This is a genomic window from Saccharicrinis aurantiacus (genome assembly GCF_001660705.2).
Taxonomy (GTDB): Bacteria; Bacteroidota; Bacteroidia; order Bacteroidales; family Marinilabiliaceae; genus Saccharicrinis; species Saccharicrinis aurantiacus.
On the sequence record NZ_LYBV02000036.1, the window covers coordinates 43,770 to 58,885 of the forward strand.

Consider the following 15,116-nt stretch of genomic DNA (forward strand, 5'->3'; position numbering starts at 1 on the left):
AGGATTATGTTAGAAACAATACTAAATCATAAAAGTATTCGAAAATATAAGGATAAGGCAGTTGAGGCTGAGGTTCTTGATGCGATTTTAAATGCAGGAATAAGAGCATCTACAACCGGAAATATGCAAGTATATAGTATCATTGTAAGTCAAGATACTGAAATGCGCAAGGCAATTGCTCCATTACATTTTAATCAGCCAGCAGTAAAGAATGCTCCTGTTTTATTAACTTTTTGTGCCGACTATAATCGATTCAATAAATGGTGCAAATTAAATAATGCAGAACCGGGTTACAATAATTTTCTATCATTTGTAACTGGTGCGATTGACGCTTTGTTGGTTGCACAGAATGTTTGTATTGCAGCAGAAAGTAAAGGGCTGGGAATATGTTACTTTGGTACAACAATATATACAGCTGATAAAATTATTGATACTTTAGATTTACCTAAAGGAGTTGTTCCTATCACCACAATTACTCTCGGTTACCCGGATGAGGATCCGAAGTTAACGGATCGTCTGCCACTTGAATCGCTTGTTCATTATGAAAAATATAAGGATTATACTGATGAACAGATTGCTGCTTATTATAAAGAAAAAGAGGAGTTGCCCGAGAATAAGCAATTTGTATTAGAAAATAGTAAAGAACACTTGGCTCAGGTATTTACAGATATAAGGTATAAAAAATCAGATAATGAGGCCTTTAGTAAAGTTTTGTTATCAGTACTTGAAAAACAAGGTTTCATGAATCAATAAGTGAAGTTTTGTCGGTTCATTTTTATGGTGAATCACAGAAATAAGTGGTTTTCTCAATGAATAAGTGTCGTTAGTCAATTAACATAAGGAATATCAAAAGTGATGCATATATTTGTTTATCAAATTTAGAATTCTATTTGTTTATAAAGTGTTGTGTCTTTATAAATAATGTGTGTGTTAGTTGATAGTATAAAGGCTAGTGTCGGTGGGCATTAGCCTTTGCTTTTTTATAAAGCTGTGTGATTTTTGTAATGCAAACAGTTTTACAGTATCATTATTCACATTTTTTTTTCATAAACTATTTATAAATCTTCCTCTGCAATATTTAATGTATTATTGGTATAATTGCGTTTCATAAGTAAATTCAGTACAATCAATAAAATATATGATTACACAAATTGTTGCCATAATAGCAAACGAATTAAAGCTACAAGAGAAGCATGTTTCACAGGTTGTTAATCTTTTAGGAGAAGGTGCCACAGTTCCGTTTATTAGTCGTTATCGTAAGGAGATGACAGGTAGTATGGATGAAATGAAGGTGGCAGATGTAAAGGAGCGATTTGAGAAGTTACAAGAACTACAGAAACGTAAAGAAACCATTTTAAAAACCATTGAAGAGCAAGGGAATTTAAGTGCAGATTTAAAAGCTCAAATCGAAAATACATTCTCATCTACAGAGCTTGAAGATATTTATCTACCCTATAAACCGAAGCGAAAAACACGTGCTGTAAAAGCCAAAGAAAAAGGTTTAGAACCCTTGGCTAAAATATTGATGAAACAATATGAGCGCGATGTGGAATCTAAGGCCGCGCAATTTGTAAAAGGTGATGTTTCTGATATTGATGAAGCATTACAAGGTGCACGTGATATTATTGCTGAATGGATCAGTGAAAATGGAACGGTTCGTCATATAGTTCGATCGGGTTATGGACGAGATGCGGTTGTAAGTTCAAAATTGGTTAAGGGAAAAGATGTTGAAGGTGCAAAGTATAGTGATTACTTTGAATTTAGTGAAGCCTTAAAAAAGTGTCCGTCGCATCGCTTATTGGCTATTAGACGCGGAGAGAAGGAGGGTATATTAAAAGTTAATATCACCCCAGATGCAGAAAGAATTCAAGAGCGTTTGGATCGTTTTTATGTGAAAGGAAACACCGAAGCTTCTAATCAAGTTCAATTAGCAATAACTGATGCTTGTAAGCGATTGTTATTTCCTTCAATAGAAACAGAGTTTTCTAATTTGTCAAAGCAAAAAGCAGATGAAGAGGCCATTGATGTGTTTGCGAAAAACTTGCGTCAATTATTATTGTCGTCACCTTTGGGGCAAAAACGAGTGTTGGCTATCGACCCAGGTTTTAAATCAGGCTGTAAGGTAGTTTGTCTTGATGCGCAAGGAAATTTACAGCATAACGAAAATATTTATCCACATCCGCCACAGCGCGATACTAAAGTAGCAGCCAAAAAAATATCTTCAATGGTGGATGCCTATAAAATTGAGGCAGTAGCCATTGGAAATGGAACCGCTTCGCGCGAAACGGAAAGCTTTATTCGTAATTTGAAATACAATAGGGATATACAAGTATTTGTGGTAAGTGAAGATGGCGCCTCAGTCTATTCAGCAAGTAAAGTGGCTAGAGATGAGTTTCCGCAGTACGATGTAACAGTTCGCGGTGCTGTATCAATAGGACGCAGGTTAATGGATCCATTGGCCGAGTTGGTGAAGATAGATCCAAAATCGATTGGTGTAGGCCAGTATCAACACGATGTGGATCAGAATGCTTTAAAATCATCATTAGATGGTGTGGTTGAATCGTGCGTTAATAAAGTTGGGGTAGATTTAAATACATCAAGTATGCATTTGCTTACCTATGTATCGGGATTAGGTCCTCAATTGGCTAAAAATATTGTGGAATTCAGAAAAGAAAATGGAGCTTTTACATCTCGTGCTCAACTTAAAAAAGTGCCTCGTTTGGGTGCAAAAGCCTTTGAGCAGGCTGCAGGTTTTTTGAGAATTACAGATGCTAAAAATCCATTGGATAATTCGGCTGTTCACCCAGAATCATATGCAACAGTGCAACAAATGGCCAAGGATAACAATTGTGCTGTGACTGAATTAATAAGTGATACAGAAAAACGAAAGAGCATTAAATTAAATGATTATATAAGTGATACAATAGGATTGCCAACCCTGAAGGATATTATTGATGAGCTAGAAAAACCAGGGCGTGATCCGCGTCAGATTATTAAGGTTTTTGAGTTTGAAAAAGGTATTTTCTCAATTGACGATTTATATGAAGGGATGACCTTGCCTGGTATTGTCACTAATATTACAAAGTTTGGTGCTTTTGTTGATATCGGTGTAAAACAGGATGGACTGGTTCATATTTCGCAAATGGCTGATCGTTTTATCAGTGACCCTAATGATGTAGTTCATCTGCATCAGCATGTGAAGGTTAAAGTGACAGAAGTAGATAAATCGCGCAAGCGAATTCAATTATCAATGAAAGAAGCTGACGTTTAAATTTTTTCATCACTCGGGGATTAATTCCCCGAGACTTGTTTCGAAATAGCTATCTCTAAATTCAAATAAAATCTGCCCCACTTTTAATGTACTATTTATAAATATTCAAAGAATATTTAGTTACTCCCTTTTTGTCTTTATCCGGCAAGATCCTATGAATTCAAGATGTTATCATTTATTAGTTTTATTCTATTAACAACAAAAAACTTTATTTATAATATTTGTACTCAATGCTAAAATTGCAATTAACTAGAAATAAATAAATATGCGTTATATTGTTTTGCTGCTTGTTTCAGTACAAATTATGTTGAGTTCGTGTACTCAAAATATTGAAAATACAAATTTTGTTACCGTAAAAGGTGATCAGTTTTATTTAAATGGTAAGCCCTATGTTTATGCAGGAGCCAACTACTGGCAGGGTATGCATCTAGGTTCAGAGAAGTATGGGAACCGTGAGCAGTTAAAGCGAGAATTAGATCAACTTAAAAGTTATGGTATTACCAATTTACGTGTAATGGCAGGTTGTGAAGCCGATGCGACTTCTAAATTTTGTATGCAGCCGGCTTTACAGACTAGTCCTGGGGTTTATGATGAGGCTTTGTTCGAAGGCTTGGATTTCTTACTAAGCGAAATGGCCAAGCGAGATATGAAGGCTGTTATGGTTTTAAGTAATTTCTGGACTTGGAGTGGGGGTTTCTCTCAATATCTGAAGTGGGATGGTGCAGGTGAAATTCCTTATCCACAAATGGATGAGTTTGGTTGGTGGGATTATGGAGAATATACTAAGGAGTTCTTTAATTCTGAGAATTCGCTTAAATGGTATAATAATCACGTCGATAAAGTACTAGGCAGAACTAATACGATTAATGGTAAATCTTACAATGAAGATGTTACTATTATGGCTTGGCAGTTAGCTAATGAGCCGCGAGGATACGATAATGAGGAGCCATTTCAGCGTTGGATTAAATCTACAGCTGCAAAGTTAAAGTTTTTAGCTCCTGACCATTTGGTATCATTAGGTTCAGAGGGTAATACACCATCGGTAAAAGAAGGTCTGATAGCGGAGCGTGATAATGCTTACGCTGATATTGATTATATAACTATGCACATTTGGGTTCAGAACTGGAATTGGTTTACTCCAGGTGAAGGGGAAGGTGCTTATGCTAAGATGATAAATCAATTTGATGATTATTGGAATGATCATGTCTCAGTTTCGGCAAAGTTAAATAAGCCTATTGTGCTAGAAGAGTATGGTTTAGCTCGAGATGAGTTTTCTTATGATATAGATGCCCCAGTTACTGATAGAGATAAGTATTATAGCTATGTTTTTAATAATATGGTTTCAAATATCAATAAAAAAGGTTCGATAAAAGGGATAAACTTTTGGGGATATTCAGGTGAGGCACGTCCGCCAAGACCAGGTGAGTACTGGAACGAAGGGGATGCTTTTGTAGCTGATCCTCCTCATGAGCTACAGGGTTGGTATGGTGTTTATAATACCGATTTATCCACACTCCAGTTAATAAAAGATCAGATGAGTAAATTATAATACTCATCTAAAAATAAGAAAGGGAGAAATTACTCATATTGTAATTTCTCCCTTTCTTATTTTATAGGTTTTCTATCTCTTAATAAATAGAAACTAATTTCTGTTGAGCTCTAAATTCACTCGGTGTACAACCTTTTTGAGTTTTAAAAGCGCGGTTAAAGTTCGAAACATTACTAAATCCGCAATCGTAGCAAATCTCCGAAATATTTTTTTCCGAATCTATTAATAAACGCGCAGCCATTCCAATTCTCATTTCAGTTAAAAAGTCGGTAAAAGAACGTTGCGTTCGCTTTTTAAAGAAGTGACTAAAGGCTGAAGGAGACATGTTTACTAGATCTGCAACATCGCCTATTTTTATAGAGTTGTGAATGTTTTCGTGCAAGTACTTAGTAACTAATTTTATTCTTCTACTTTTTGAAGTATCAAATTGTCTTATATAAGAAGGACTTGATAAATTCGTTTTATTACGAGATATGGCTAAGTCATATAACAATGAAAGCATTTCTAATACAGAGTCAAAACCTTGTTGGTTCGATAGTTTTAATATCCTTTCTGTAGCCTCCTTTGTAGTTTGTTCCGAGAACAAAACACCCATCTTCGAATTTTCTAATAACTCCTTTATGGGTAGCGCTAACTTTCTTGATAAAAAATGTTCGCTCGGGAATTCAGCATTAAATTGTATCGTAATAACTTGTGCATTCTTATCCTCACTTGTCCAAGCATGTGGAGTATTAGGACCAATAAGAACTAGGTCGGCCGATGAAAAGTCCATTATGGAATCTCCAATAATTCTTTTACCATTAGCATTAAGCACTAAGTTTAGTTCATACTCGGGATGAAAGTGAACTGGAAAATCAAATTTTGCAGTTGGATGATTCATTATTACAAAAAAATCATCTGTTGATAAAGGTGCAATTTCTCTAATTATACGTTGGTACATCAGCATTAAGTATTAGTTATGCTACAAATGTAATAAAATTATTCATAAAACCATTGTTGTTAAAAAGTGTACTTACTGCTGATTGGTAGATGTTTATAGCTTACTGGTGTCGGTATTTTTAATTCTATACGACTTACTATTCATCAAAATACCATAAAATAGCTTAATTTGTGTATAAAAGCCTCATTAGCTTGGATACATTTGTAATGTCTTAAAAAAGATTAAAAAAACTAAAGCTCAGCTATTAAAAGCGGTATTTATGAAAAGAATGTTTAAAAAAGTTAAGGTGATTGTATTGTCACTTGCTCTTTGTTCGTTCTCCTTGTTGGCTTCAGCCCAGCAACGAACAATAAAAGGAGTAGTGAGTGATGCAAGTGGTTTTGCACTTCCTGGTGCAAATGTTTACGAGAAAGGTTCAACCAATGGAACTATTACTGACATTGATGGTAATTACTTATTAAATGTTAGTTCTGTTGAATCTACAGTTGTGTTCTCAATTATTGGAATGCAACAACAGGAAGTTGTAGTAGGTAATCAATCAACAATTGATATTGTATTACAAGATGAAATGTTGGGTTTGGATGAGGTAGTAGTTGTTGGTTATGGCTCTGTAAAGAAGAGTGATTTAACAGGTTCAGTTGCTTCTGTGAAGATGGATAATCTTCCTGCAAAGCCGGCCAACTCTATTGATGGACTATTGCAAGGGCAAAGTGCAGGTGTGCAGGTGAATATGTCTTCTGATGATCCAGGCGCTGGTGCTTCTATTCGAATTCGTGGGGGTAGTTCATTAAATGGAGGTAACGATCCTTTAGTTGTTGTAGATGGCTTTCCAATAGGTTATGCAGGGGATATTAAGCAAATATCACCTCAGGATATTGAGTCTATGGAGATATTAAAGGATGCATCAGCATCAGCTATTTATGGTTCTAGAGGTGCTAATGGTGTAATAATGATCACTACTAAGAAAGGCTCTAAGAACACAACGGAGGTTTCAGTGTCTCAACAAAACACTATTTCTGATTTTACATCAGAGTTAAATCTATGGAGGGATCCTGTATTGATGGCAGGCCTTAGTAATGAGGCTAGGCTAAATGGAGGTTTAGTGCCTTTTTATATTGGTGCGAATGATGCAAATGGTATTTATTATCCATCAGTAAAAGAATTAAGCGATGGCTCTTGGCAGTATAATACGCGCTGGGATGATGTGGTATTTCGTAATCCTGTCTCTAACAACACAAATGTGGCTATTCGTACACAGACTGATAAAACGCAGTTTAGCTTTAGTACTACTTACTTTACAGATGAAGGAGTTTATGTTGAGGATGACTATAGTAAGTTGAATTTGAACTTAAATGTTGTTCAGAAACTATATGAGAATATTACTGTAGGTACTAACGTTATTTTTTCAAATGGTAGCCGTAATAATAATGGTGGTTTGGCCTATTGGCGAAATCCAATTTTCCCGGTTTATAATAACGATGATCCTGAACAAGGTTATTTTATGATTGGTGCTCAGGATTTTGATCATCCGGTTGCTTTAACCGAAAATAGAATCAATACAAATGACTTTCTCGATTTAATTAGTTCTGCTTTTGTTGATGCTCAAATCTTACCATCGTTAAAGTTTAAATCTCAAATAAATTATAAATTCGGACGTAGTATCAGCGATGTTTATAATCCTAAAATTTATACTTCTGATGGTACTAATAATAACGGTGCTGCAGAAATTAAAAATTGGGAGAATAGTGAAATTGTATCAGAAACCTTTTTAACTTATAATAAAACCTTTAATGAGGTTCATAGCTTAAGTGCAATGGGTGGTTTTTCGTATCAATATACCGAAACTCGATTTTCAAACCTTTATGCAAAAGGTTTTTTAAATGAGTCTTTAGGAACGGGCAACATCGGAGTTGGTACTCCTGAACAGCAGAGAGTTGAGAATGGAATTTCAGAAACTGTAATGCATTCGTGGTTGGGCAGATTAAACTACGTATATAATAATAAGTATTTGGCTACTTTCACTATGCGTGCCGATGGTTCATCTAAATTTGGTGCCAATAATCGTTGGGCTATGTTCCCATCAGGTGCTTTGGGTTGGAAAATGCATAATGAGGATTTTATCAAAAACCTCGGTGTATTTGATGAGCTTAAATTAAGAGGTAGTTATGGTATCTCGGGTAATCAAGGGGTTGATCCTTACTTAATCAATAGTCGTTACGGACAAGATCAGTATCATGTAAACGGCAGCTGGCAATCTGCAATTGGTCCTGGTTATGTTGTAGATTGGGATGATCAGACAGGTAAAAAGACTTGGGGAGGTATCCCTAATGCCGACCTTAAATGGGAAACTACACAACAGGTTAATGTGGGTGCTGATTTAGCCTTTTTTAATCGTCGCTTGCGCATAACGGCCGACTATTACTATAAGTATACAACAGACTTGCTTCGTGAGCGTTGGTTATCACCATCATCATCATATGATAAGATGTGGATTAACGATGGCGAAATTAAAAACCAAGGAGTTGAGTTAACTATTGATGGTGATATCATGAATAGAAACGACTGGAGAATATCTGGAGGACTTATGTTATCTCATAATAAAAATGAGGTTATGAGTTTAGGAAATGCTTCTACTTCGGGCTTAAGCACGGATCCAAATACGGGTATGGAATATGAGTTCTATGGAAATACAATAGAAGCTTATAGAGCAATTCCAAGTATTTTAGGAATTGGTGAGGCTGTTGGAGTATTTTACGGACATAAAGTTGATGGCATTGTACAGAGTGAAGCCGATGGTTTAGCTGCAGGCTTAGATGGTAAGTTGGCTCAGGCCGGGGAGTTTAAATATGTTGATATTAATGAAGATGGTGTAATCGACGAAAATGATCGTACAGTAATTGGTGATCCAAATCCTGATTTAATTGCCAGTTTAAATTTACAGGTGAGTTATAAAAACTTCGACCTGTCAATGTTCTTCAATAGTAGCTTTGGTCAGGATGTATTAAATACAAAAGCATTTAGCGAGCCTAATAATATGCCACTGCGCTGGACTCAAGATAACCAGACGAATGATTACCCTAGTTTAAGAGAAGGTAGAAATATATATATGTCTGATTGGTATATCCAAAATGCAAATTTCCTTCGTCTTCAAAACCTTTCTTTAGGATACAATATCAAAGAGTTTGGAGTATCATGGATAAAGAGGGGACGTGTTTTTATGAATGCTACTAACTTATTTACCATTACAAATTTCGAAGGTTACGATCCTGAAGTAGGAAGTGATGGGATCTATTGGGGAGGATATCCAAGGTTGAGAAAGTGGACAATGGGTGTTGAGTTTACATTCTAATATTAAAACAGATAATTATGAAAACAATAAATAAAATAGTATTAGGATTTGCTGTTGTATTGGGCTTAAGTTCTTGCGAGGGCTTAGATGTAGAGCCTAAATCATTTTACTCCGCAGATAACTTTTATAAATCGATAGATGATGCAAGGTCATCTTTATATTATGCCTACGATGCTTTAACATTAACAAGTTATGCTCCCTTAAATTATTATTTTGGTGAGTTGCCAACTGATAATTGTAATGTAAAACCTGATGAGGGTGCTGATGCTCAGGCTTTGGTAAATTGGGAGGTTACTTCACAAAATACTTTGTTATTAGAATATTATCGTAGTGCCTATATCGGTATTAATAGAGCAAATGCAGTAATAGCCAATGTAGTTGATCGCGGTTTTGAGCAATCAGAAGTAGATGATATTGTTGGACAGGCGTACTTTTTACGTGCGTGGAATCACTTTAATATAGTGCGAACTTTTGGTTTGGCTCCATTACAGAAAAATTTTATAAATACATTAGAGCAAACTACTACAGGTTTGCCGCAGGATATGCAAGAAGTCTATACTTTCTTGATAGATGACCTAACAAAGTCCATTGAATTACTGAATGTAAATAGGGTTGTAGGTTTAGCTGACAAGGTGGCGGCTCAAGCATTATTGGCAAAAGTTTATTTGTATGCCGCATCAGCCAAAAGCAGTGGTGTGCCAAAGTATGATGTTCTTCAAGCTAGCGCCGATGAACTGTATGCAAAAGCAGCTGAATATTCAGCATTGGTTCTAACCGGACAAAATGTTTACGGACACGATACTGTTCCGAGAAATATTTATAGCATAAATAGTCCAGATGGACCAGAGCATATATTTATTTTGTCAATGGATCGTACGGGTACTAACGAGGGAGATTTCTCAAAAATATCACGCTATTTTATTCCGAGTTTAGGAGGTGCAAAATTTTTCGTAAAGCATAGTGATAATACATTTGAAAAAACCTTAGATGGATGGAGTGTTTTTCAAACGACTTCTAATTTATTAAATAGTTACGGTTCTGATGATAGACGTAGGGTTGACTTAATGACCACAGAAGCTTACGACGAGAAGGATACAACGTTGGTTGGTAATGTAAGTGACGGAACGGTGGCTTATGAGTTTACTTTAAAATATCTAGATGCTGATTTCGAAGGAGAAAAAACAAGTGTTAAGCCTTATTTGATTCGTTATTCTGATGTGCAGTTGATTTACGCTGAGGCTGTTGCTAGTGGAGGTGAAGCGTTGAAACAATATAACCAGATACGCAAAAGAGCAGGTGTAGATGAGTTAGATGCTATGCCATCAAAAGAGGAATTCCGTAAGTTAGTTATTGAAGAGCGTCGCAGAGAGCTTGCTTTTGAAGGAGATCGTTTGTGGGATTTAAGAAGAAATAATATGGTACAAGAAAAAGTGGTTGAGGCTGCTGGTCTAACACCTGAAGCATTGTCTTTTTATCCTATTCCGCAGCGCGAAATCGATTTAAATCCTAACATCAATTAATTATTGAGTCATGAAAAAAACAATTTATATATGTATGCTCGTATTTGCAGTCTTGATGTCTGCATGTACAGTAGATCCCTTGAAAGAGATTAAGGAAGGAGATTGGAATAAAGAACGTAATGTTATTTCTCTCTTGGTAGATGGGCAAATTGGTACTGCGGTTATTAATAGAAATGGAGATGATGCGGACTTAATTTTATATGCAAAGTTTGAGAATATCGAAGATTTATCAAAGGTAGAGATAAAAGATATTGAATTATCGTATGGTGCTTCAACACCTAACGAAGTTGGTTCAATATTAAATTTTGCCAATACAGATACAACATCAATGCTTACTGTAGTTTCGGGTTCAGGAACTGAGCTTGAGTGGAATATTTCAATGAAACCATTTGTATCTGATTTAGAAGGCGACTGGTATATTGGCGAAATAGGGATGTACTGCGATATGTGGAGTTCTGAAGATTGGGGGTGGGAAAAAACAGTAATGATTGCTGATTACTTACCTGCAGTATCTCCTGAGTTGGATAATAAAATAAGTTTTGTTGTTGAAGGAGCCGATGAAAAAGGGAATCCTTTTGGGAGTTATGAAAATAACGCTGGTAACGATAACTTATATGGCGACTTTTCTGACGAAAGTAAAGAATGGGATTTCAATGAAAGGTTTAGAAGAGTTCCGATGGGTAAAGGAACTTGGTTACGCGATTTTGCTCGTAATAAAGTTGTAATTACCGATGATAAGGATAAGGAATATGAGTTAGACTTAGAGTTGTTTAAAGAGACTGGCGAACTAGCATTAAAAGGTGCTTTAGATTATTTGCCAGAGCTTGTAGATTGGGACGATACGGATTGGGTATATGAAGAATTAGCTCACATGTCTAACCCAATGTGGTACAAACTTACTAAGGATTATGAGCCCCAAACGGGTAACTCTATACTTAACTTAATGGTGAAGGATCAGCTAGGTGAATCTAGTGTAGATGAAGAAAATAAGCAGCTTGTAGTGGTTATCCCAGATAATGGTTCAGATATCTCTGCAATAGAAATTACAGCGCTTGAAGTATCGTATGGTGCTTCTGCGGATGTTGTTGTGGGTAGCACACTCGATTTTTCATCAGAAAATACAAGCAGTGTTACCGTTACTTCAGAAGCGGGTGAAGAGTCGGTTTGGACTATCAAATTAATGGTAGCTCCTGATTTAGCAGGCACTTGGTCGCTTCCTTCTCAGATTATTTATGTTGAACAAGAATGGGGTGATAAATATACTAAGGATATTAGCGTGGACTTTGTTAATGCTTCTAAGGAATATGACAACGAGGTGGTGATTGTTGAAGAGGGCTTAAGTGATGGCAAGCCTTTTGGTAAAATTACAAATAATGCGGGTGCTGATGGCCAATATGCTGATTATGATATGCCTGATGATGACACGGTAGATATGAACTATAAACTTAGGCATTTACTTCCTACTGGGGAGTCTTACTGGGAGTTAGATTTAAATACCCTTACAATGTCTATTGGTGTTTCAAAGGATGAAATAACATCTACTGCAAAGTTAGTACCAACAGATACAGGTGTTACACTTCAGTTTGAAATTCCATATAAAGATAATGAGCCTACATGGAATTATAATAACTATGACAATTATATGTGTTGGTCTTATCAATTCGATATTAATCTCGATAAGTAATAAGTATAGATAACAAATATTCCACTTGCAAATATGCTTTGCAAGTGGAGTTATAAAATATAAAACAATGAGAGCAGGACTTTTAATAAGCGGGATATTTTCTTTGTTACTGTCGGTTTCGGCTTGTCAGAATGACGAAGGGACACCAGATAGTATTGTAAAAAATAGAGATATAACCATTACCAGTAAAGTGATTTCAACTGACTTTGTAGGTAATGGAGCACAATGGGGTGGGTACGATAACGTACGAGATTGGTTTGATGGCCAAACTACATTAAGTGATGCCGATTGGAATAAATTATTTACGCGTATTGATTATATGCGACCTCCTTTCTTGCGTATTTTAACTGGAGCAAGTTGGTCGTATGATAATAATGGTGAGTACGACGAAACCACAAAGACAGAGTCTTTGATTAAAATGCTTGATTACTCGCAAAGCAGAAGCATTGAAGTTGCTTACGGAGAATGGGGACATGAGTCTGATGGTGATATTACAAATATCGATACGGATTGGATTGCCAATTCTGTTAAGTTTCTAAATCACTTGGTTAACGAAAAAGGATTTACATGTATTAAAACAGTTAATATCATTAATGAACCAAATGGTTATTGGTCTTCAACAGAAGGTAGTTACGATATATGGAAAAATGTACAAGATTTGTACCTAGCAGAGATGAAAAATTATGAGCTTTCTTCCGTTAAATTAATGGGGCCAGATGTGGCTATTTTCGATAGTTCAAGCGAAGCAACTTGGATAACAAAAGCAGCTCAGGATTTAGGAGAGGATATTGGTTTGTACGATATCCATGTTTATCCAAAACAATTAATTGTTCGTAATGGCGATTATACAACAATGTTACAAGCCTATCGCGATGCTACTCCTGCTGATAAACAAATAGTACTAGGCGAGATTGGGTTTAAGTACACTGAGGTGGATGCCGATTTAAAAGCAGAAAATGAAGCTGCTATTGCTGCTGATCCATATGCTGGCGAAGATTCAAACATGATGATTTATAAAGCCTTTTATGGTATTGATATGGCTGATGGAATCATTCAGTCTATGCGTGCCGGTTTCTCAGGAGCATTGGTTTGGGGCATGGATGATGCTATGTACAACAGCCCAAGTGGTGATAATCCGGATTGGCAAACAAAGGAGTTAAAGCGCTGGGGATTTTGGAATATCTTAGGTGAGGAGCTTTGTGGTACTCCTGAAGACGAAGAGATTCGTCCGTACTTTTATACTTCATCTTTATTGTGTAGATATTTCCCTGCAGGATCAACTATTTACGATATTGAATTGCCGAATAAAAAAGGCGTTCGCGCTATTATGGGTGAGAAGGATGGTAAATATACTGTTGCCATAGTGAACTCTCATTATGTAACTTATCCAATCAATTTAAAATCAGATTTTCTTTCGTCTCTGACTATGGATAAATACACTTATAAATCTAATGCTGACGGCACTTTTGTGGGTGTGGTTGATGAAAATGGCTTTGCTGCACCAGCAGAAAAGGCGATGAGTGTTGATTTTAAAAGTGGTGTTGAGATGACACTTGAGGGTGAGTCATTCATCTTGTACACAAATATGGAGTAGGAATAATTGTAATTCCTTTAGGTAAAATAAATAATACGAGTAAGACAAAATAATAGGATAATTGAAATCACCTGTAGTGGTTTCAATTATCTCCTAATCAAAATAATTATGAAACTAACAAAACATCAAAACAACCCAATTTTAAAACCTCACGCAACAAATCCATGGGAAAACCTTGTGGTATGTAACCCAGGCGTGTGGTACGAAAACGGAAAATTTACTATGCTTTATCGCGCCGCAGGCGATGATGAAGAACATTATATTCGCATGGGTACTGCCGTAAGTACTGATGGTGTAAACTTCGAAAGAGTTTCTGACGAGCCTACTTTTGGACCTTCAGTTGATGGTCCTGATCAAGGTGGAGTTGAAGATCCTCGCATCGTTAAGTTTGGCGACGATTTTTACGTAACATATGCATATCGTCCGCATCACCCTGGGCAATATTGGAAATTTGCTCACGATGTAATTTTATTGCCAGAAACCAATGAGTATTCTCCTGCGGTAATGAAAGATAATATTGCCAACTCAGCCTTGGCGGTAACTAAAGATTTTAAAAAATGGCGTCGTTTGGGTAGAGTTACAGATAGTAACTTAGATGATAGAGATGTAATTATCTTCCCAGAAAAAATAAACGGAAAGTTTGCTATGTTACACCGCCCAAAACAATGGGTAGGTGAAGGGTATGGTGTTGATAAACCAGCGATCTGGATTCGTTTTTCAGAAGATTTAATGGTTTGGAATGAGCCTAGTACAATGCTAATTGGTGGCATTGATGGTACTTGGGAAGAGAAAGTTGGTGGTTCAACCCCTCCGTTAAAAACCGACGATGGTTGGTTAGTAATCTATCATGGTGTAGAAAATGGTGGACAGGGTTATTACAGAGTTGGGGTTGCTTTATTGGATTTAGAAGATCCTACCAAAGTAATTGCACGTGCCTCGGATTGGATTATGGAGCCGGAGCACGATTACGAAAAAGAAGGATTCTATAAAGGATGTGTTTTTCCAACAGGTAATGTAATTGTTGATGATACATTATATGTGTATTATGGTGGAGCTGATAAATATGTAGGATTAGCTACTTGTAAGGTTTCTGAAATATTAGACTTTGTTAAAAAAGGATAGTTGAAATATTGAGTTTATTTAGTAAGAGTATTCTAATTGAATTTGCACAATATTTTTATCAAATAGTGTATACGTGATTAGCATTAA

9 protein-coding genes are annotated in these 15,116 nt (G+C 36.2%); 8 read left to right on the forward strand and 1 reads right to left on the reverse strand.

The annotated features are described in order from the left end of the window. Positions 1-6: 6 nt before the first annotated feature. From A8B35_RS19085 to A8B35_RS19095, 3 genes are all read left to right on the forward strand, one after another. On the forward strand, positions 7-753 hold the full coding sequence (locus A8B35_RS19085; RefSeq protein WP_068474982.1) for an NADPH-dependent oxidoreductase: 747 nt from the start codon (positions 7-9) through the stop codon (positions 751-753). Between the two features lie 385 nt (positions 754-1,138). Continuing rightward, entirely contained in the window at positions 1,139-3,271 is a 2,133-nt protein-coding gene (locus A8B35_RS19090) for a Tex family protein (protein WP_068474986.1), read from the forward strand. Positions 3,272-3,536: 265 nt separating this feature from the next. Next, a complete protein-coding gene (locus A8B35_RS19095) occupies positions 3,537-4,820 on the forward strand; it encodes a glycoside hydrolase 5 family protein (protein WP_068474988.1) in 1,284 nt (427 codons plus the stop codon). 79 nt (positions 4,821-4,899) lie between these two features. Here the strand turns inward: A8B35_RS19095 and A8B35_RS19100 are convergent, their stop codons facing one another. Beyond that, positions 4,900-5,760 carry an AraC family transcriptional regulator gene (locus A8B35_RS19100; protein WP_222844187.1) on the reverse strand — a complete coding sequence of 287 codons (861 nt, stop codon included), beginning with the start codon at positions 5,758-5,760 and terminating at the stop codon, positions 4,900-4,902. A 259-nt stretch (positions 5,761-6,019) separates the two neighbouring features. On the opposite strand from A8B35_RS19100, the gene A8B35_RS19105 reads away from it, so the two are divergent. The 5 genes from A8B35_RS19105 to A8B35_RS19125 all read left to right on the forward strand — a co-directional run bounded on the left by A8B35_RS19105 (position 6,020) and on the right by A8B35_RS19125 (position 15,029). Further along, the gene (locus A8B35_RS19105; protein WP_068474994.1) at positions 6,020-9,109 is read left to right on the forward strand and encodes a SusC/RagA family TonB-linked outer membrane protein; all 3,090 of its coding nucleotides are present in this window, start codon (positions 6,020-6,022) and stop codon (positions 9,107-9,109) included. A 17-nt stretch (positions 9,110-9,126) separates the two neighbouring features. Next, positions 9,127-10,629 (forward strand): RagB/SusD family nutrient uptake outer membrane protein, encoded by a 1,503-nt coding sequence (locus tag A8B35_RS19110; protein ID WP_068474997.1) that lies wholly within the window; start codon positions 9,127-9,129, stop codon positions 10,627-10,629. 10 nt (positions 10,630-10,639) lie between these two features. Next, the gene (locus tag A8B35_RS19115; protein WP_068475000.1) at positions 10,640-12,313 is read left to right on the forward strand and encodes a hypothetical protein; all 1,674 of its coding nucleotides are present in this window, start codon (positions 10,640-10,642) and stop codon (positions 12,311-12,313) included. Between the two features lie 67 nt (positions 12,314-12,380). After that, entirely contained in the window at positions 12,381-13,907 is a 1,527-nt protein-coding gene (locus A8B35_RS19120; RefSeq protein WP_068475003.1) for a hypothetical protein, read from the forward strand. A gap of 108 nt (positions 13,908-14,015) precedes the next feature. Continuing rightward, positions 14,016-15,029 carry a glycoside hydrolase family 130 protein gene (locus A8B35_RS19125; RefSeq protein WP_068475006.1) on the forward strand — a complete coding sequence of 338 codons (1,014 nt, stop codon included), beginning with the start codon at positions 14,016-14,018 and terminating at the stop codon, positions 15,027-15,029. Positions 15,030-15,116: the final 87 nt, after the last annotated feature.